General features: G+C 67.0%; 18 protein-coding genes and 1 pseudogene. 11 read left to right on the forward strand and 8 right to left on the reverse strand.

Going from position 1 to position 19,430, the window contains the following annotated elements:
- Positions 1-104 precede the first annotated feature (104 nt).
- The 5 genes from ACTTAG_RS11425 (at position 105) to ACTTAG_RS11445 (ending at position 5,585) form a co-directional block, all read left to right on the forward strand.
- Positions 105-761, forward strand: coding sequence for an SDR family NAD(P)-dependent oxidoreductase (locus tag ACTTAG_RS11425; RefSeq protein ID WP_444462446.1), 657 nt, complete (start codon positions 105-107; stop codon positions 759-761).
- Positions 762-1,023: 262 nt separating this feature from the next.
- Positions 1,024-1,812, forward strand: coding sequence for a 5'/3'-nucleotidase SurE (surE, locus tag ACTTAG_RS11430; protein ID WP_444462447.1), 789 nt, complete (start codon positions 1,024-1,026; stop codon positions 1,810-1,812).
- Entirely contained in the window at positions 1,809-2,456 is a 648-nt protein-coding gene (locus ACTTAG_RS11435) for a protein-L-isoaspartate(D-aspartate) O-methyltransferase (protein WP_444462448.1), read from the forward strand. The genes surE and ACTTAG_RS11435 overlap by 4 nt, the downstream gene beginning before the upstream one ends.
- Positions 2,457-2,518: 62 nt before the next feature.
- Complete coding sequence (locus ACTTAG_RS11440; RefSeq protein ID WP_444462449.1) at positions 2,519-3,769, forward strand: peptidoglycan DD-metalloendopeptidase family protein; 1,251 nt, start codon at positions 2,519-2,521, stop codon at positions 3,767-3,769.
- A 136-nt stretch (positions 3,770-3,905) separates the two neighbouring features.
- A complete protein-coding gene (locus tag ACTTAG_RS11445; RefSeq protein ID WP_444462450.1) occupies positions 3,906-5,585 on the forward strand; it encodes a putative transporter in 1,680 nt (559 codons plus the stop codon).
- Positions 5,586-5,746: 161 nt separating this feature from the next.
- Here the strand turns inward: ACTTAG_RS11445 and ACTTAG_RS11450 are convergent, their stop codons facing one another.
- From ACTTAG_RS11450 to tatA, 4 genes are read right to left on the reverse strand one after another with little or no spacing between them, the layout of a single operon-like run.
- Positions 5,747-6,586 carry an ATP-binding protein gene (locus ACTTAG_RS11450; protein WP_444465241.1) on the reverse strand — a complete coding sequence of 280 codons (840 nt, stop codon included), beginning with the start codon at positions 6,584-6,586 and terminating at the stop codon, positions 5,747-5,749.
- A gap of 8 nt (positions 6,587-6,594) precedes the next feature.
- Complete coding sequence (gene tatC / locus ACTTAG_RS11455; protein WP_444462451.1) at positions 6,595-7,440, reverse strand: twin-arginine translocase subunit TatC; 846 nt, start codon at positions 7,438-7,440, stop codon at positions 6,595-6,597.
- A complete protein-coding gene (tatB, locus tag ACTTAG_RS11460; protein WP_444462452.1) occupies positions 7,437-7,877 on the reverse strand; it encodes a Sec-independent protein translocase protein TatB in 441 nt (146 codons plus the stop codon). Before tatB ends, tatC begins: the two co-directional genes overlap by 4 nt.
- A 24-nt stretch (positions 7,878-7,901) precedes the next feature.
- Positions 7,902-8,096, reverse strand: a complete 195-nt coding sequence (tatA, locus tag ACTTAG_RS11465; protein ID WP_444462453.1) for a twin-arginine translocase TatA/TatE family subunit — start codon at positions 8,094-8,096, stop codon at positions 7,902-7,904.
- 156 nt (positions 8,097-8,252) lie between these two features.
- Here tatA and ACTTAG_RS11470 point away from each other — a divergent pair, with 156 nt between their 5' ends.
- The 3 genes from ACTTAG_RS11470 to ACTTAG_RS11480 are packed head-to-tail and all read left to right on the forward strand — an operon-like array spanning position 8,253 to position 9,917.
- Positions 8,253-8,612 carry a helix-turn-helix transcriptional regulator gene (locus ACTTAG_RS11470; protein WP_444462454.1) on the forward strand — a complete coding sequence of 120 codons (360 nt, stop codon included), beginning with the start codon at positions 8,253-8,255 and terminating at the stop codon, positions 8,610-8,612.
- A gap of 55 nt (positions 8,613-8,667) precedes the next feature.
- Complete coding sequence (locus tag ACTTAG_RS11475; RefSeq protein ID WP_444462455.1) at positions 8,668-9,300, forward strand: MarC family protein; 633 nt, start codon at positions 8,668-8,670, stop codon at positions 9,298-9,300.
- 41 nt (positions 9,301-9,341) lie between these two features.
- Positions 9,342-9,917, forward strand: a complete 576-nt coding sequence (locus ACTTAG_RS11480; RefSeq protein WP_444462456.1) for a retropepsin-like aspartic protease family protein — start codon at positions 9,342-9,344, stop codon at positions 9,915-9,917.
- A 173-nt stretch (positions 9,918-10,090) separates the two neighbouring features.
- On the opposite strand, the gene ACTTAG_RS11485 is transcribed toward ACTTAG_RS11480, so the two are convergent.
- Entirely contained in the window at positions 10,091-11,059 is a 969-nt protein-coding gene (locus ACTTAG_RS11485; RefSeq protein ID WP_444462457.1) for a magnesium transporter CorA family protein, read from the reverse strand.
- A 179-nt stretch (positions 11,060-11,238) separates the two neighbouring features.
- Between ACTTAG_RS11485 and ACTTAG_RS11490 the strand changes: the two genes are divergently transcribed.
- Both ACTTAG_RS11490 and ACTTAG_RS11495 read left to right on the forward strand, forming a co-directional pair.
- Positions 11,239-11,364: a hypothetical protein gene (locus ACTTAG_RS11490; RefSeq protein ID WP_444462458.1), complete on the forward strand. Its 126-nt coding sequence runs from the start codon at positions 11,239-11,241 to the stop codon at positions 11,362-11,364.
- Between the two features lie 116 nt (positions 11,365-11,480).
- The gene (locus tag ACTTAG_RS11495) at positions 11,481-11,855 is read left to right on the forward strand and encodes an ArsR/SmtB family transcription factor (protein WP_444462459.1); all 375 of its coding nucleotides are present in this window, start codon (positions 11,481-11,483) and stop codon (positions 11,853-11,855) included.
- Between the two features lie 541 nt (positions 11,856-12,396).
- Here the strand turns inward: ACTTAG_RS11495 and ACTTAG_RS11500 are convergent.
- Together ACTTAG_RS11500 and ACTTAG_RS11505 are read right to left on the reverse strand one after the other, a co-directional pair.
- Positions 12,397-15,615 carry an efflux RND transporter permease subunit gene (locus ACTTAG_RS11500; RefSeq protein ID WP_444462460.1) on the reverse strand — a complete coding sequence of 1,073 codons (3,219 nt, stop codon included), beginning with the start codon at positions 15,613-15,615 and terminating at the stop codon, positions 12,397-12,399.
- Positions 15,608-16,587, reverse strand: a pseudogene (locus ACTTAG_RS11505) (efflux RND transporter periplasmic adaptor subunit). The gene ACTTAG_RS11500 and the pseudogene ACTTAG_RS11505 overlap by 8 nt, the downstream one beginning before the upstream one ends.
- Before the next feature lie 341 nt (positions 16,588-16,928).
- Here ACTTAG_RS11505 and serS point away from each other — a divergent pair.
- Positions 16,929-18,218, forward strand: a complete 1,290-nt coding sequence (serS, locus tag ACTTAG_RS11510) for a serine--tRNA ligase (protein ID WP_444462461.1) — start codon at positions 16,929-16,931, stop codon at positions 18,216-18,218.
- 54 nt (positions 18,219-18,272) lie between these two features.
- On the opposite strand, the gene ispG is transcribed toward serS, so the two are convergent.
- Positions 18,273-19,394, reverse strand: coding sequence for a flavodoxin-dependent (E)-4-hydroxy-3-methylbut-2-enyl-diphosphate synthase (gene ispG / locus ACTTAG_RS11515; RefSeq protein ID WP_444462462.1), 1,122 nt, complete (start codon positions 19,392-19,394; stop codon positions 18,273-18,275).
- Positions 19,395-19,430: the final 36 nt, after the last annotated feature.

Consider the following 19,430-nt stretch of genomic DNA (forward strand, 5'->3'; position numbering starts at 1 on the left):
AGCGGCGATCGGGCGCACCGCCGCCGCCCGCCCGCGCCAATGCGCCCCTTGCGCCGCGGCGTGCTGGCGCCTAAAACCCGCGCGAAACGCTCAGGAGTTGCGCGATGACCGGAACAGCCTTCAAGAAACTCGCCCTCGTGACCGGCGCCTCGCGCGGGCTCGGCTTTGCCATCGCCGAGGAACTGGCGGCCGAGGGCTGGCACATCATGGCGGTGGCGCGCACCGTGGGCGGGCTGGAATCGCTTGATGACCTCATCCAGGCCAAGGGCGGCTCGGCGACGCTGGCGCCTTTGGACATCACCAAGCCCGAGGAAATGGAAACGCTGGCGAACGGCATTCTGGGCCGCTGGGGGGGCTTGCAGCTTTGGGTTCATACGGCAGTCCATGCCGCGCCGCTCTCGCCCGCCGCCCATTCCGACGCCGAAGACATGGAAAAATCGGTGGCGACGAACCTGACCGGCACCGCGACGCTGATCCCGCTGATTGACCCGCTTTTGCGCGCGGGGGAGGGCACGGCGGTCTTCTTCGAGGATGACCGGGCGGGCCAGCCCTATTTCGGCTCTTACGGCGCGACGAAGGCGGCGCAGATGGCGCTCGCCCGCAGCTATGCCGCGGAAACGGCGAAGATCGGCCCGAAGGTGCGCATTCTTTCCCCGCGCCCGATGGCCACCGCGGTGCGGGCGCGCTTCTTCCCCTCGGAAGACCGCGCGCCCCTGATCGATTGCCGCGTCGAGGCGAAGCGGCTCCTTGCCGAGATCTGACAGAGGGGGGCTCTGCCCCCCGCTGACGCTCCCCCCGGGATATTTGCGCCAAGGTGAACCGAACCCCGGGGCTGCTTTCACCTTGGTCCAAATATCCCGGGGGTGAATTGGCCGAGAGGCCAAGAGGGGGCAGCGCCCCCTGCCCCGCCCGACGCTGTGAAACCGGGTCCGCAAGGGCACACCTGCGCGCCAACTGCAGCACCTTGCTTGTTCCCGTGCGGCGCAGCGGCTAATCAGACACAAACCGGGCAACGAGGGTCGCATGCGCATTCTGATCACCAATGACGACGGCATCAACGCGCCGGGGCTTGCGGTGCTCGAAGCGATCGCGGCCGAGCTGGCGGGCCCGGCGGGCGAGGTCTGGACCGTCGCCCCCGCCTTCGAGCAATCGGGCGTCGGCCATGCGATCAGCTACAACCGGCCGATGTCGATTGCCGAGCTGGGACCGCGCCGCTTCGCCGCCGAGGGCAGCCCGGCCGATTGCGTGCTGGCCGGGCTTTACGACGTGCTGACCGACGGGCGCCCCGATCTGGTGCTGTCGGGGGTCAACCGCGGCAACAACTCGGCCGAGAATGCGCTTTATTCCGGCACCCTTGGCGGGGCGATGGAAGCCGCGCTGCAGGGCATTCCGGCGATCGCGCTGAGCCAGTTCCTGGGCCCGGCCTGCCTTGGCCCCGGGATGGACCCGTTCGAGGCCGCCCGCCTGCATGGCCCGGCGCTGGTGCGCAAGATCTGGGAAAACGGCATCTGGGACGACGGCCCCTATCGGGTCTTTTACAACGTCAACTTCCCGCCCGTCCCCGCCGCCGCGGTCAAGGGCACGCGCGTCGCGGCGCAGGGCTACCGGAGCGACAGTTTCTTCACCGTCGAGCCCGCGGTTTCGCCCAATGGCCGGCGGTTTTTGTGGATCAAGGGCGGTCCGCAGCATGGCGCCACCGCGCCCGGCACCGATGCGATGGTGAACCTTGAGGGCCATATCTCGGTCACGCCGATGCGCGCCGATCTGACCGCGCATGACGTGCTCGCCGATCTCGAGGCGCGGCTCGCATGACCGAAGACGAGGCCGCGCAGATCAAGATGCAGTTCCTTTACGCGCTGCGCTCGAAGGGCGTGACCGAGGCCCGCATCCTCTCGGCGATGGAACGCATCGACCGCGGCGCCTTCGTGCGCGGCATCTTTGCCGAACGCGCCTATGAGGACATGCCGCTGCCCATCGCCTGCGGGCAGACGATTTCGCAGCCCTCGGTCGTGGGCCTGATGACGCAGGCGCTGTCCGTGGGCCCGCGCGACCGGGTGCTGGAGATCGGCACCGGCTCGGGCTATCAGGCCGCGGTGCTCTCGCTTTTGTGCCGCCGCGTCTATACGGTCGACCGCCACCGCCGTCTGGTGCGCGAGGCGCAGGCGGTCTTCGAGGCGCTGTCCTTGCCCAATATCGTCGCGCTGGCCACCGATGGCTCGCGCGGGTTGCCCGATCAGGCGCCCTTTGACCGGATTTTGGTCACCGCCGCCGCCGAGGACCCGCCCGGGCCGCTGTTGTCGCAGCTGAAGATCGGCGGTATCATGGTGTTGCCCGTGGGGCAGTCCGACACCGTGCAAAGCCTGATCCGGGTGACGCGGCTGGAAACCGGCTTCGATTACGAGGAGTTGCGTCCGGTGCGCTTCGTGCCGCTGGTCGAGGGCATGGCAAGCGACTGACCCGGCCCGGCGCAAGACGAACCGAACGACGCGAAGAACGACAGACCGAACGAGGACGAGCGATGCAAGCCCCCCTTTCCTGCCGCCCCGATTTCCGTCGCATTGGCCGGGTGCTGATGACCGGCGTCGCGCTGGCCGCCCTGGCCGGTTGCGGCAAGGACGGCAGTTTCGATGCCGACCTGCGCCATTTTGGCAAGACCGGCTTCGACACCACCGAGGCCGTGCGCCAGGCCACCGCCGCCCGCCCCGCCCCCGATGCGCGCGGGGTGATTTCCTATCCGAATTATCAGGTCGCCGTGGCGCGGCAGGGCGACAGCGTCGGCTCGGTCGCGTCGCGGCTGGGGCTCGATGCGGCGGAACTGGCGCGCTACAACGCGCTGGCCCCGAACACGCCGCTTGGCAAGGGCGAGGTGCTGGCCCTGCCTAAACGCGTCAGCGAACCGGCCGCGGCCCCCGCCAGCCCCGGCGGCGCCGAGCGGATCGACATCACCTCGCTGGCCGCGGGCGCGATCGACCGCGCCGCCGTCAGCCAGCCCGCCCCGGCCCCCGCTGCCCCTGCCGCCGCAGCCCGTCCGGCCACGCCCAGCGCCAGCCCGGTGGCGAAACCCGCCGCCCCCGCCCAGACCGGGGCCGAGCCGGTCCGCCACCGCGTCGCCCGCGGCGAGACCGCCTATTCGATCGCGCGCTATTACAATGTCCCGGCGAAATCGGTGGCGGACTGGAACGGCCTGCCCGCCGATCTGAGCGTGCGCGAAGGCCAGATGCTGATGATCCCGCCCGCGACCGGCGCCGCGCCGCCCCCGGCCACCGCCGCCCTGACCGAGCCGGGCGAAGGCTCGCCCACGCCCGAGCCGCCCTCGGCGGCGAAACCGCTGCCCAAAGAGGTGCCGCCCAAGGCCTCGGACCCGGTGGACACCTCGGCCGCGCCCGATCTGGGCGCGACGCGCACCGCCGCCTCGGGCAGTTCGAAATTCGTCATGCCGGTGCCGGGCGCGATCATCCGCCCCTATGCCAAGGGCAAGAATGACGGGGTGGACATCCGCGCCAGTGCCGGAACCGCGGTCAAGGCCGCCGATGCGGGCACCGTCGCCGCGATCACCAAGGACACCGAACAGGTGCCGATCCTGGTTTTGCGCCACGAGGGCGGGCTGCTTACCGTCTACGCCAATATCGACGGCATCACCGTGGCCAAGGGCGACCGGGTGAGCCGCGGCCAGAGCATCGCCAAGGTCCGCGCGGGCAACACCGGCTTTTTGCATTTCGAGGTCCGCAAGGGCTACGATTCGGTCGATCCGATGCCCTATCTGGAATGATCCGGCCCGGCCTTGCCGCCGGTTGCGCCGCGGCAGGCCTTTGCCCCTTTTCCGGCCGGTAACAAGAACTTGACCTCTCGGGCCGGGAAGCGCAATTTGCCGCGGGGTGAGGGCGCCCCGACAAGAAGGGCTGGCCATGGCTGTATTGGATTTCCTCAACACGATTTCGCCGGTGGGTCTGGCCACGGCGGCGCTGGCGCTGTCGGGCGCGCTGGGGTTGCTTCTGGGCGGGCTGAACTGGCGCGGCATCGGGCTGGGCATCGGGGGCGTGCTCTTCGCCGGGTTGTTCGTCGGTCACTGGACCTCGGTCGCGGGCCTGCATCTGGCGCCGGAAATGCTGGAATTCGTGCGCGAATTCGGCCTGATCATCTTCGTCTTCACGATCGGCATCCAGGTCGGGCCGGGCTTTTTCGCCTCGCTGCAAAAGGCCGGGTTGCAGTTCAACCTGATTGCCGCCTCGATCGTCATTCTGGGCGTGGCCACCACGGTGGCGCTGCATTTTCTGGCCGACATTCCGGTGCCCGCACTCGTCGGGCTGATGTCCGGGGCGGTGACCAACACCCCGGGGCTGGGCGCGGCAACGCAGGTGCTGAAGGATTCCGGCATCCCCTCCGAGGTGATTTCCGAAGCCTCGCTCGGCTATGCCGTGGCCTATCCGTTCGGCATCATCGGCATCTTGCTGACGATGATCGCGGTGCGGCAGGTGCTGGCGATCCGCATCGAGCGCGAAGAGGCGGAATTCGAGGCCACCCGCGCCAAGGGCGGCTCGAAGGAGTTGCCCGCGCTGAATGTGGTGGTGCGCAACCCCAACCTTGAGGGGCTGGAGCTGGGCGAAGTGCCCGATCTTTACGATCAGGGCGTGGTGGTGTCGCGGCTCAAGCGCGGCGAGGTGCTGATGCATCCCCTGCGCTCGATGGCGCTGCACATGGGCGATGTGCTGCATCTGGTCGGTCCGGCCGACAAGCTTCATGCGATGGTGCTGATCCTCGGCGAGGAGGTGGATGTCTCGCTCACCTCGACCAAGGGCACGCAGCTGAGCTGGCAGCGCGTCGCGGTGACGGCGCAAAAGGCGCTGGGCAAACATATCCGCGATCTGGGGCTTGAAGAGCGCTCGGTCTCGATCTCGCGCGTCACCCGGGCGGGCACGCAGCTGCCGGTCGAACCCGATCTGTCGCTGCAGTTCGGCGACATCCTGACCGTGGTCGGCGCCCCGGCCGATATCGAGGCGGTGAAGCCGCTCTTCGGCGATCAGGTGAAAAGCCTCGATCTGGTGCAGTTTTCGGGCGTCTTCTTCGGCATCCTGCTGGGCGTGATCCTCGGCTCGATCCCGATCGCCTTTCCGGGCCTGCCCGCGCCGCTGAAACTGGGTCTGGCGGGGGGGCCGCTCGTCGTGGCGATCCTGCTGTCGCGGGTCGGTTTCCTCGGTCCTTTCGTCTTCTTCATGCCGCCCGTCGCCAACCATGCGCTGCGCGAATTGGGGATCGTGCTGTTCCTCTCGGCCGTCGGGCTGAAGGCGGGCGGGCAATTCGTGCAGACGCTGATCAACGGGCCGGGGCTCGAATGGATGCTTTACGGCATGGTGATCACCCTCGTGCCGCTGATGATCGTGGGCTTCATCGCCCGCGCCCTCTATCGGGTGAACTATCTGAGCCTCTCGGGCGTGCTGGCGGGCTCGATGACCGACCCGCCCGCGCTCGCCTTTGCCAATGGCATGTCGAACTCGGCCGCCGCCTCGGTCGGTTATGCCTCGGTCTATCCGCTGGTGATGTGCATGCGGATTCTGGCGCCGCAGATCATCGTTCTGCTGCTGTTATAGGCAGGCCGGGGGGGGCGCTGCCCCCCGGACCCCCCGGGATATTTGTGGCAAGATAAAGACGAGATCGAAAAGGCGCCCGTTTCCGGACGCCTTTTTCATTTATCTTGCCGAAAATATCCCGGGGAGCCGAGGCATCGCCTCGGCGGGGCAGAGCCCCCCTTTTACAGCGCCAGCCCGTGGCGCCCGGCCAGATCGGTGAAGAACTGCCACGCCACCCGACCCGAACGCGACCCCCGGGTGCGATACCATTCCACCGCCTCGGCGCGCAGCATGTCGGGGTCGATCTGCAGACCATGGGCGGCCACATAGCCCTCGATCATCGCGAAATATTCGTCCTGATCGCAGGGATGAAAGCCCAGCCACAGCCCGAAGCGGTCGGAGAGCGAAACCTTTTCCTCGACCGCTTCGGAGGGGTTGATCGCGGTCGAGCGTTCGTTTTCGATCATGTCGCGCGGCATCAGATGGCGCCGGTTCGAGGTGGCGTAAAAGATCACATTCGCGGGCCGCCCGGCAATGCCGCCATCCAGCACGGCTTTCAGCGATTTGTAATGCTGGTCGTCGTGGCTGAAGCTCAGGTCATCGCAGAACAGCACGAAGCGGGTCTCGGGCGCGGCGCGCAACAGGGTCAGCAGCCGGCCGACCGAGGGCAGATCCTCGCGCGAGAGTTCGACCAGTTTCAGCGCCAGCCCCTGCCGCAGCACCTCGGCATGCACCGCCTTGACGAGCGAGGATTTCCCCATCCCCCGCGCGCCCCAGAGCAGCGCATTGTTCGCCGCAGCGCCGCGGGCGAATTGGAGCGTGTTCGCCAAAAGCGTGTCCCGCGCCCGGTCAATGCCGCGCAAAAGGCCCAGATCGACGCGCGACACCTCGGCCACCGGCTCCAGCCGGTCGGGCGCGGTGTGCCACAAAAACGCCTCCACCCCCGCAAGATCGGGGGCGGGCGCGGGCGCGGGGGCAAGGCGTTCCAGCGCCGCGGCAATCCGGGTCAGGGGCCGCATCATCGGATCGGTCATGCGTCGTCGTCCTCGTCGTCGATCCAGGTGCCTTCGGCGCGCATCTGCGCCTCGCGCTTCTTCTCGATCCGGCGGACCAGGAAGATCGAGCCCTCGTAAAGCGGATAGATCACCACGAACATGATGACTTGCGACATCACGTCGGGCGGGGTCACGAAGGCCGAGACCGCCAGCATCGCCACCACCGCATATTTGCGCACCGAGGCCAGCGCCTCGGCCGAGACCAGCCCCGCCTTGCCCATCAGCGTCAGCGCCACCGGCATCTGGAAGCAGATCCCGAAGGCCATGACGAATTTCGTCGTGAGCTTGAGATATTCCTCCATCGACCCGGCAAAGCCGATCACCGCCATCTGGTTGGCCGGATCGGCCGCATCCGCCCCCGCCACGACATCGCCCATCTGGAAGCCCAGAAAGAAGCTGAAGGCCATCGGCAGGATGATGTAGTAGCAAAAGGCCGCGCCCGCGAAGAACATCAGCGGCGAGGCCACAAGGAACGGCAGGAAGGCCCGCTTTTCATTGCGGTAAAGCCCGGGCGCGACAAAGCGCCAAAGCTGGAAGCCGATCATCGGGAAGGCCAGCGCGAAACCGCCCAGCATCGCGATGTTGATCGCGACAAAGAAACCCTCCTGCAGCTTGATCAGCGACAGCTGGCACGCCTGTCCACGGGTCGCCAGCGCGTCGCAGATCGGATGGGTCAGGAAGGTGAAGATCGGGTGCCAGACAATGTAGCACAGCACCACCGCCACCACATAGGCGGCAAGCGCATAAAGAATGCGGGTGCGCAGCTCCGCCAGATGCTCGATCAGGGGCGCCGCGGTTTCGTCGATGTGATCGGCCGTCATGCCGCCCCTCCCGGCCCTTCGGCGCGTTTGGCGGCAGGTTTCGGGGCCGGTTTCGGCGCAAGCTCGGGCTCGGGCGCCAGGTCGGCCGCGTCCAGATCGGCCTCAAGCTCGGGGTCGGGCGCAAGCGCCGCCGCCGTCTGCCCGGGCCGCTTCGGCTCCCATTTCTCGAACCGCTCGGTCGCGCGTTCCAGCGCGTCGATGCCAAGCCCCTTCTTCGTGGTCAGCGATTTCAGGTCGGTCAGACTGTCCGCCGCCTCCTTCACGCCGGTGTCCCGGGCCGCCTCTTCCATCGCCGCGGTGAAGTCCCGGCCCAGCCGCCGGGCCTTGGCCGTCAGCCGCCCCAGCGCCTGAAACATCCGCGGCAGGTCCTTTGGACCCACCACGATGAGGGCGACGATGCCGATGAGCAGAAGCTCGCTCCAGCCGATGTCGAACATGCGCTATCCGCCTTTGGTCAGGGATCAGACCTTGTCCTTGTCGGAGGTCTTGGGCTCTTCGACCGCCTCTTCGACCTCTTTCGCGCCTTCGCTCACGCCTTTCTTGAAAGCGGTGATGCCCTTGCCCACTTCGCCCATCAGCGAGGACACCTTGCCGCGGCCAAACAGCACCAGCACGACGACGGCGATCAGCAGCAGCTGCCAGGGACCCATTTGCATCTCAGTTCTCCTATCACGGGGTTTGCGCCGATCTTTCCCGCAGCCCGCCCGGCTGACAAGGTTCAATCCCGCCGCAGCCCCCGCCCTGTCGCGCGATTACTGACAGTTATTTGTCAGTTGCCCCCGGATGTGCGATACCGGAGGCCGGAGGGCGCGATGACACGCAACGAAAGGTTCGAACAGATCCTGCTGCTTTTGCGCGAGGGCGCGCTGCTGCGGGCGCGCGATCTGGCGGCGCGACTCGGGGTGTCGGAACGCACGATCTGGCGCGACATGGCCACGCTTGTCGATTACGGCGTGCCGATCGAGGGCGAGCGCGGCGTGGGCTATATCCTGCGTCGCCCGCTGGCGCTGCCGCCCTTGGTGCTGACGCATGAGGAAATGGCGGCGCTGCGCCATCTGCTGCGTCTGGCCGAGGCGCATGCAGATACCCGCATCGGCACGGGGGCACGCACGCTGGCTGCGAAGATCCGCGCGGTGATGCCCCCCGAGCCCGAGGAAGACGCGGCGGTCTGAGGCCCTCCCCCAGGCCCTACTGGCGCGGCCGGGCGCAAAGCGATAGGGTCCGGCCATGAGCACGCCCGAATTCATCACCGCCTTCGTCACCCTTTTCGTCGTGGTCGATCCGATCGGCCTCGTGCCGCTGTTTCTGGCGCTGACCCAGGGGATGAGCGCCCAGATGCGCCGCACGGTGGGCATCCGGGCGCTCGTCATTGCCGCCATCCTGCTGACCGCCTTCGGGCTTTTCGGCGATGCGCTGTTGCGCGGCATCGGCATTTCGATGCCCGCCTTCCGCATCGCGGGCGGGGTGCTTTTGTTCCTGACCGCGCTGGACATGCTGTTCGAGCGCCGCACCCAGCGCCGCGAGGGCCAATCGGCCGAGCCCCATGCCCCCGATCCGTCGGTCTTTCCGCTGGCCACGCCGCTGCTGGCGGGGCCAGGCGCGATGGCGACGATGATCCTTCTGGCGGGCTCGGGCACGGGCGGGCTGCATCTGGCGGCGGTGCTGGCGGTGATGGCGGCGGTTCTGGCATGCGTTTTCGTGCTGTTCCTGCTCTCGACGCCGCTCGAGCGCGCGCTGGGGCGGACCGGCACGATGGTGGTGACGCGGCTTCTGGGGATGCTTCTGGCGGCGCTGGCGGTGCAGTTCATTCTGGACGGGCTGCGCGGGGCGGGGATCATCGCCGCACCGCTCGGGGGGTGACAGGGGGGCCTCGTGCCCCTACATCGGGGGCAGGAGGCACCATGGACCCCGATATTCCCCGCGTGATCTACTATCTTCTGCTGCTTCTGGCGATCGGCGGCTATCTGGTCGCGGCGCTGCGCCGCCGCCCCGGTCAGGCGCTGCAACAGCTGATGATCTGGGCGCTGATCTTTCTCGGCATCGCCGCCGTGGCGGGGATCTGGCCCGATGTCCGCGCCGCGATCCTGCCTGCGCAGACGGTGACGCAATCGGGCCGGATCGAGCTGCCGCTGCGCGCCGACGGGCATTATTACCTGCAGGCCGAGGTGAACGGCGCCGCCATCGACTTCGTCATCGACACCGGCGCCTCGCAGATCGTGCTGAGCCGCGCGGATGCGGAACAGGCCGGGATCGACACCGGCAATCTCGCCTATATCGGCCGCGCCTTCACCGCGAATGGCGAGGTGGCAACGGCGCCGGTGCGGCTTGACAGCCTGAGCGTCGGCCCCTTCACCGACCGCGACGTGCCGGCGGTGGTCAATCGCGGCGCCATGGACGGCTCGCTTCTGGGCATGAGCTACCTGACCCGCTTCGGCAAGGTGCAGTTCGACGGCCGTCGGATGATCCTTGAACGCTAGCCCCGGCCGCGCTGTCGCAAGGTGCGTATTTGCACCAAGAAAAAGCGGCACCGGTCTTTTTCTTGGCAAAAATACGCAAGGGGGCGCGGGGGACATCGTCCCCCGTCAGCGGGGGGTGCGGGGGGCGGCAGCCCCCCGCGTTCCGGGCGCCCAAGCCAGCGCGGGCGCAATCCCTAAAGCCAGTCCTTCCACTTGAAGAAGGCCCAGGACAGAAGCGCCGAGGCCACCATCAGCGCCAGCGCGAAAGGATAGCCCCAGGGCTGGTTCAGCTCCGGCATGTTGGCAAAGTTCATCCCATAGGCAGAGGCGATCAGCGTCGGCGGCAGGAACAGCGCCGTCACCACCGACAGGATCCGCACCGTGTTGTTCTGCGCCAGGTTGATCATGCCCAGCGTCGCATCGACGGTCAGCGACACCCGCGAGGACAGGTAATCATTATGCACCGCCAGCGCCGTGATGTCGCGCATCAGCGCCTTGGCCAGCGGGCGCAGCTCGGCGCCCTGCGCATGGGCGGCAAGCGTCTGGTCGTAAAACGACAGCGCCCGCTCCAGCGTCAGAAGCGCCAGCCGGATATGCCCCAGCAACTCCCCCTGCTTGCCCACCGCGCCCAGGGCCGCCTTCAGCTCGGCCGCGCGCGCCTCGCCCAGCACCCGCGCCGAGACCTGGTCCAGCGCTCGCCCCGATCCTTCCAGAAGATCGGCCTGCCGCGCGACGATTTCCTCGATCAACCCCAGAAAGATCCGCTCGGGCGTGCGGCAGCCCGCCGTCGTGCGCTCGGCCCGGTCGGGATAGGTGGCGAAACTGCGCGGCGCATGATGGCGCACCGTCACCAGTCGCGCGGGCGACAGGATGAAGCTGACCGGCCCCGAAATATGCTCGCCCGCGGGCGTGTGACCGGGCAGGACCACGGTCATCACATCCACCCCCTCCTCGCGGTAGAGCCGGTTCGAGATCTCGATCTCTTCCATGTCGGCCAGCGTCGGCACCTCGACCCCCAGCGCCGCCACCGCCGCCACCTGGCTGTCGAGCGGGCGGTACAGGTCGATCCAGAGGGCCTGTTCCAGATCGGCGCCGATCTCGGTCGGGCTTTGCTGGCCAAGGCGGGCAAGGCCGCGCGGCAGGGGTCTGTAGGCGTGCAGCATGGGCTCTCGCAGGGTCGGCGCCCCGGCCGGGGCGGCTTTGCCCCACAAAGCCGCGGCCCGTCGCCCCGGTCAAGCCCCCTGCCCGCGCCGCATGACGCTGTTTTTCCCCGGCCCCGCCGCGATTGCGCCACAATCATGCCGCACCACGGGTCCGGACCCACAGCAAAGGCAGGGATCAGATGGACTTCCCCGGTTTCGACGCGCTTGCGATTGGCCTCATCCTGTTCGTGGCGCTGCGCGAGGCGGGGCTTCGTCTGCGTCGGCTGCGGGAAACCCGGGCCGCCCGCGATCCGCTCGAAGCCTGAGCGGACCGGCGCGCAGCCCGGAACCGGCCGCGAAGCTTCTCTCGATTCCGCGCCGTGGCCGTGGTATGGCGCAGGCTTGACCCCTGATCTGCGACGACGAGGAAGCCACCTTGGCGATGGATACTGCCCAAGACCCGCAAGACGAATTCGACCCCGAGACCGCCGCCGAAACCGACGAGCGCTGTGCCGCGCTTGACGCCGAGGAGATGGCGACGCGGGCGCGGGCGGCGGCCAATCTGCTCAAGGCGCTGGCCCATGAGGGGCGGCTGATGATCATGTGCTATCTGGCCTCGGGCGAGAAATCGGTGACCGAACTTGAAACCCGGCTGGAGACGCGGCAGGCGGCGGTCAGCCAGCAACTGGCGCGGCTGCGGCTGGAGGGTCTGGTACAAAGCCGACGCGAGGGCAAGACGATCTATTATTCGCTCTCCGATCCGCGCGCCGCCCGCGTGGTGCAGACGGTCTACGAACAATTCTGCTCGGGCGCCTGAGGCGCCAAGCGGCCGCCAAGGAGGCCGCCAAAAGACACCGCAAAAGGAAAAGGCCGACCCCGCCGCCGGGATCGGCCCCCTGTGTCGGACGTATCCGGAAAACTGTCTTTTCGCCAAGCCGCAGACGGCATTGCCGAGCTTTCACCGCATTTGCTGTCCGGCCGAATCAACTACCCTCACGCCTGCATGGAACGCCCCATGCGCCATTGACGCGCCGTCTTTTCGAACCTTGAGACCTGTGCAAACCGGTCAGGCGTCAGCCTGTCACCGCAGGGCAGCGGCCTGAAGCATCAGCGTCAAGACAGAAACCGGATCAAGATTCTTCATATCTATCAAGCCTCCATCATGACATCGCCTGCGTGCGACAAGACCACGTTACGCCTTTGCGCGAGAGTCGGCGCAAAAATCGTATGCGACATTCCGTCGCATGTCTTTTGCGGGAAATGTCAGAGTGTCGCAGTCAGGAAAGACAGGCGCCCCCGGGGGTCGGGGGCGCCTGCAGGCCTTGTCGGGACCCTTGCCGGGAGCCTTGCCGGGGGGCTCAGGTCTTGAAGATGCGATAGATCGCCGGGATCACCAGAACCGTCAGCAGCGTCGAGCTGAGCAGCCCGAACAGAAGCGAAATGGCGAGCCCCTGAAAGATCGGATCGAACAGGATCACCGCCGCCCCGATCATCGCCGCCACCGCCGTCAGCAGGATCGGCTTGAAGCGGATCGCGCCCGCCTCGATCAGGATCTCGATCTCGGTCTTTCCCGTGCGGTCGGCGTGGCGGATGAAATCGACGAGCAGGATCGAGTTGCGCACGATGATCCCCGCCAGCGCGATGAAGCCGATCATCGAGGTGGCGGAAAACGGCGCCGCAAACATCATGTGACCGAGCATGATGCCCAGGAAGGTCAGCGGCACCGGCGTCAGCACCACCAGCGGCAGCCGGAACGAGCCGAATTGCGCCACCACCAGAATGTAGATGCCCACCAGCGCGATGCCAAAGGCGCCCCCCATGTCGCGGAAGGTCACCCAGGTCACCTCCCATTCGCCGTCCCACAAAAGCGTCACATGGCTTTCGTCCTCGGGCTGGCCATGCAGGCTGATTTCTGGCTTCGTGCCCGGGGCCCAGTCCATCGCCTCGATCGCGTCCCCAACGGCCAGCATGCCGTAAAGCGGCGCCTCGAACGTGCCCGCAAGCTCGGCTGTCACCATCTCGGCGGCGCGGCCGTTGTGGCGGAAGATCGGGAAACTGGCCATCTCGGGCGTCACCGTGACGACATCGCCGAGTTCCACCACACCGCGCGCGCCGGGCAGGACATTGGCGGGAATGGGGGTCGAGAGCGTCGCCGCATCCATCACCTTCGCGCCCTTGGCCCGTTCCATCACGATCGGCAGCGGCATCCGCTCGGCGCCGCGATGCGAATAACCGACCGTGGTCTGGCTGTTCAAAAGGCCAAGCGTGTCAAAGACATCGCTTTCCTCGACCGCGTAGAATTCCAGATTGTCGGGATCGATCACCGCGCGCAGCCGGCGCGCCTGTTCGCCAAAGCTCGTGTCCACATCGACGATGAAGGGCACGGACCGGAACGCCTGTTCGATCTGCCCCGCCGCCGCGCGCCGGGTTTCGGCATCCGGCCCGTAGACCTCGGCCAGAAGCGTGGCGATGACGGGCGGCCCGGGCGGCGGTTCCACCGTCTTCAGCACCGTGCCCGCGGGCAGGGCGAGCTGCGTCACGATCTGGCGGACCTGAAGCGCGATTTCGTGGCTGGTGCGGTCGCGCGCGTCCTTGCCCGCGAGGTTGATCTGCACGTCCCCCTCCCACGGGCGGCCGCGCAGATAGTAATGGCGCACCAAGCCGTTGAAGTTGAAGGGCGAGGCCGTGCCCGCATGGGTCTGCACCGACACCACCTCGGGCAGGCGCGTCACCGCCGCCGCCACCTGCTGGGCGACCGCATCCGTCGCCTCGACCGAGGAGCCCTCGGGCAGGTCGATCACCACGCTCAGTTCGGATTTGTTGTCAAAGGGCAGAAGCTTGACCGTGACATCCTGGGTGTAAAGCAGGCCGAGCGAGCCGAAGGAAAGAACGATGGTGGCCAGCAAAAACGCCCAGGACGCGCGTTTCGTGGCCAAAACCGGCCGCGCGACGCGGGCATAGATCGCGCCAAGCTTGCCGCCATGGGCATGGGCGCCGCCGTCATGCGCCGACATGTCGGCCCGGCCCGCGATCTTCACCATCAGCCAGGGGGTGATGATGACAGCGACGAAGAACGAAAACACCATCGCCGCCGAGGCGACCGAGGGGATGGGCGACATGTAGGGCCCCATCAGCCCGGCCACCGCCAGCATCGGCAGAAGCGCCGCCACCACGGTCAGCGTGGCGACGATGGTGGGGTTGCCCACTTCGGCCACCGCCTCGATCGCCTTTTTCACCCGCGACCCCGGCCCCGGCATCGCCCAGTGCCGGGCGATGTTTTCAATCACCACGATGGCGTCGTCGACCAGAATCCCGATGGAAAAGATCAGCGCGAACAGGCTGACCCGGTTCAGCGTGAAGCCCATCGCATTGGCGGCGAAGAGCGTCAAAAGGATCGTCACCGGAATGACGATGGCCACGACGATGCTTTCGCGCCAGCCGATGGCAAAGAACACCAGCGCGATGATGGAAATGGTGGCCAGCCCCAGATGGAACAGCAGCTCATTGGCCTTTTCATTCGCCGTCTCGCCATAATCGCGGGTGAAGGCCAGATCGACGCTGGCGGGGATCAGGCTGCCCTCCAGCTCCTCCAGCCGCTCGTGGATCTTTTCGCCCACGATCACCGCATTCGCCCCCGCCCGCTTGGCGATGGCAAGCGTCACCGCGGGGGTGCGCTCCAGCCTGTCGCCGTCACGGGTGACATTCGCCACGATCTGCTCCGACGTGTCGGGCACGTAGGCCACATCGGCCACATCGGCGACATAGACCGGGCGGCCATCGCGGGCAGTCAGCAAAAGCCCCGCGATCTCGGCCGGGGCGGTCAGCGTCTTGCCCGCCACAAGGTCGATCTGCTGGCCCTTGTCCCGAAGCTTGCCGGTGGTGAAGCTGCGGTTCGCCTGCTCGACCTTGTTGGACAATTGCTGCAGCGTGATGCCGTAAAGCGCCAGCCGCTCCGGGTCGGGGGCGATGCGGATCACCTCGCGCGCTTCACCGACGATATAGGTCAGGCCGACGTTTTCGATCTTCGTCACCTCGGTCTGCAATTCGCGCGCGATCCGGGTCAGATCGCCCGCGCCGATCCCGGTTCCGGGCCGGGCCGAGAGTGTCAGCGACATGATCGCCACATCGTCGATGCCGCGCCCGACAATGATCGGCTCGGGGATGCCCTTGGGGATGCGGTCGAGGTTCGCCTTGACCTTTTCATGCACCCGCAGGATCGCCGCATCGGACGAAGTGCCAACGATGAACCGCGCCATCACCAGCGAAGCATCGTCGCTGGTCTGGCTGTAGACATGCTCCACCTCGTTGATCGAGGTGATGATCGTCTCCATCGGCTCGGTCACAAGCTTCATCGCATCTTCCGCCTTCAGGCCGGGCGCCTGCAGGTGGATATCGACCATGGGAACCGAGATCTGCGGCTCTTCCTCGCGCGGGAGTGCCCCCAGTGCCACCAGCCCCACCGCCAGCGCCGCCAGCACGAACAAGGGCGTCAGCGCCGAGCCGATGAAGCCCTTGGTCAGCCGCCCCGCAAGGCCAAGGCCCGCCGTCGGCAGATCGTCCTCATGCGGATCATTCATCGCCGATCACCTCTTCGCCGCCCGAAAGCCCGGACAGGATCTCGACCATCTCGACCCCGTTGATCCTCTGCCCGGGCCCCGGAACCACGGCACGCTCGATCACCCCATCAGCGCCCCGCAGCCGCAGGAAGTCGAGCCCCGAGCGGGTGTGCAGCAGGCTTGCGGGCACCATGAAGGCCTGACGACGCGCCAAGGGCAGCTTGACCAGCACCCGTTCGCCCACAAAATCCGATTTCAGATCAGGCACTTCGACGTCGGCATTCACGCGCCCGCCGGCAATCGTCGGATAGACCTTGGCCAGCTTGCCGGCCACCGAACGGGCGCCGGTTTCGATGGCGATCGCATCGCCCTCGTGCAGCGTCGCGGCGAAACGCTCGGGCACCGACAGCCGCAGGAACACCCCGCCGCCGCCCACCGTCGCCACGGTTTCCCCCCGCCATCACCACCGCACCCTTGGCCACCGGCACCTCCAGCACCCGCCCCCGCGATCGGCGCCAGCACCGCGCCTTCGGTCGCCTGCTGCTCCGTCACCTGCCGCGAGGCCTTTTGCGCCTCGATCTGCTGGCCCAAGACGCTGACCTGCGTCTTCAGCGCGTCATAGGCCTGCGCCGTCATCACCCCGCGCGCCTTCAGCGCCTCGCCCCGGGTCAGATCGTTCTGCGCATTCGCAAGCTGGCTTTCCAGCGCCGAAATCTGCGCGTCGATCGCGTTGATCTGAAAGGCGATCTTCGCATCGACGACCTTGCCGAGTTCCTGCCCCGCGGTGACCAGATCGCCCTCCGACACGCTCAGCGCCACCAGCGTTCCGCCCAGCCGCGCCCGCGCCGGGATCATGTCCTTGGCCTCGATCTGGCCATAGACGGTCTTCCAGTCGGTCACCTCGGTCGGCGCGACGGCAAAGGCACTTTCGGCAAGGGCCAGTCGCGGCAGCCCCAGCGCAAAAAGCGCCATGAGCAGGACGAAAGCTTTCATCGCGGCATCTCCCTTTGGCGATCACTTGATCCCTTTTACATTCCGCGTTTTGAATGTGTCAAACCGTAAATCACTTTGGCCAAGGCCATCGCCTTGGCCATGCCGGACATTGGCCCCATGAACCCCGAGGGCCCAAAGGCCCTCGGGCAGCGCCCGCCCCGCCCATGGCGGGCGCTGCCCTCTGTCGCATGGGTTGAAACGGCCTTGCCGCAACCGGGAGTTTGCGGGCGGGGAAAGGCAGTGCCTTTCCCTTTTCGCCCGAAACAGCGGTCGCGCCGGGGCTTTTCTCGGGTCGCAATTGTGCTAAACGCGAAGCCAACCCCTTGCGACAGGTGAGCCCCATGCACGACATCCGCGCGATCCGCGACAACCCCGCCCAATTCGACGCCGATCTGGCCCGCCGCAGCCTGCCGCCGCTTTCGGCCGAGGTGCTGGCGCTGGACGAACGCCGCCGCGCCGCGATCCTGGCGGCCGAGACCGCGCAGGCGGCACAAAATGCCGCCGCGAAAGAAGTGGGCGCGGCCAAGGCCAAGGGCGACGAAGCCGAATTCGAACGGCTGCGTGCCCTCGTGGCGGAAAAGAAATCCGAAGTGGCCGCGATGCAGGCCGAGGCCGGGCGGCTGGATGGCGAGCTGCGCGACCGGCTGATGCTCATTCCGAACGCACCGCTGCCCGAGGTGCCCGAAGGCGCCGACGAGGCGGGCAATGTCGAGGTGAAACGCTGGGGCACGATCCCGAGCTTCGCCTTCAAACCCCTTGAACATTACCAGCTTTCCGCCGTGGGCAAGGCGATGGATTTCGAAACCGCGGCAAAGCTTTCGGGCGCCCGCTTCGTCGTGCTGCGCAATGGCGTTGCCCGGGTGCATCGCGCTTTGGCGCAATTCATGCTCGATCTGCATGTCGACACGCATGGCCTGACCGAGGCGATCACCCCGGTTCTGGTCCGCGCCGAGGCGATGCAGGGCACCGGGCAGCTGCCGAAATTCGCCGAGGACAGCTACAAGACCACGGACGGCTGGTGGATGATCCCGACCGCCGAGGTGACGCTGACGAACTTCATCGCGAACGAGATCTGGGACGAGGCCGCCCTGCCCTGCCGGATGACCGCGCATACCAATTGCTTCCGCTCGGAAGCGGGTTCGGCAGGCAAGGACACCGCGGGGATGCTGCGCCAGCACCAGTTCGAAAAGGTCGAGATGGTGACGATCTGCCGCCCCGAGGATGCGATTGCCGAACATGAACGCATGACCGGCTGCGCCGAGGCGGTGCTGGAGGCGCTCGGCCTGCCCTATCGCCGCATCGTTCTGTGCACCGGCGACATGGGGTTCGGCTCGCAAAAGACCTATGACCTTGAGGTCTGGCTGCCCGGGCAGAACACCTTCCGCGAAATCTCCTCGGTCTCGACCTGCGGGCAGTTTCAGGCCCGCCGCATGAACGGGCGCTACAAGCCCGCCGCGGGCGGCAAACCGGACTTCGTCGCCACGCTGAACGGCTCGGGTCTGGCCGTCGGGCGCTGCCTGATCGCGGTGCTGGAAAACGGCCAGCAAGAGGACGGCTCCGTCACCCTGCCCGCCGTGCTGCACCCCTATCTGGGCGGCAAGACCCGTCTGGTGGACGGCGCGCTCGTCTGAAACGCACCGGCGCGCCCCGCAAGGGACGCGCCGTGAATTCCGCTCAGGCGGGGGTTATTCCGCCGCCTGCTCTGCCGCCGCGATCTGTGCCGCGCGGTCTTCGACCAGACGGACGATTTCCTCGATCATCTGGTCGTTCGACATCCGGTGGCTTTGCTTGCCCGCCAGATAGACCATGCCGGACCCCGCCCCGCCGCCGGTGAAACCGATATCGGTCATCAGCGCCTCGCCGGGGCCGTTCACCACGCAGCCGATGATCGACAGCGACATCGGCGTCTTGATATGCTCAAGGCGTTTTTCCAGCGCATCCACCGTCTTGATCACATCAAACCCCTGCCGCGCGCAGCTGGGGCAGGAGATGATCTGCACGCCGCGTGCCCGCAGGCCCAAAGATTTCAGGATCTCATAGCCGACCTTAACTTCCTCGACCGGATCGGCGGAAAGGCTGACGCGGATCGTGTCGCCGATCCCCGCCCACAGCAGATTACCCAGACCCACGGCCGATTTCACCGTGCCCGCCATCAGGCCGCCCGCTTCGGTGATGCCCAGATGGATCGGCGCATCGGTGGCCTCGGCGAGCGCGGTATAGGCGGCCGCGGCGAGGAACACGTCCGAGGCCTTCACCGAAATCTTGAATTCGTGGAAATCATTGTCTTGCAGGATCTTGATGTGATCCATGCCGCTTTCCAGCATCGCCTCGGGGCAAGGCTCGCCATATTTGTCGAGCAGGTGCTTTTCCAGCGAACCGGCATTCACCCCGATCCGCATCGAGCAGCCGTGATCCTTGGCGGCCTTGATCACCTCGCGCACGCGGGTCGCATCGCCGATATTGCCCGGGTTGATGCGCAGACAGGCCGCGCCCGCCTCGGCCGCCTCGATCGCGCGCTTGTAGTGGAAATGGATGTCGGCCACGATCGGCACCGGGCTTTCGCGGCAGATTTCCTTCAGCGCCGCCGTCGCCGCCTCGTCGGGGGCCGAGACGCGGACGATGTCGGCACCCACTTCGGCGGCGCGCAGCACCTGCCCCAGCGTCGCCTTGACATCCGAGGTGATGGTGTTCGTCATCGTCTGCACCGAGATCGGCGCATCGCCGCCCACCGGCACCTTGCCGACCCAGATCTTGCGCGAGGGACGGCGGGTGATGTTCCGCCACGGACGATGGGGATTGAGCGACATGGGAAAGCCTCCGTTCAGCTGTCCCACAAATAGGTC

The organism is Rhodobacter capsulatus (assembly GCF_052363185.1).
Lineage (GTDB): Bacteria > Pseudomonadota > Alphaproteobacteria > Rhodobacterales > Rhodobacteraceae > Rhodobacter > Rhodobacter capsulatus_E.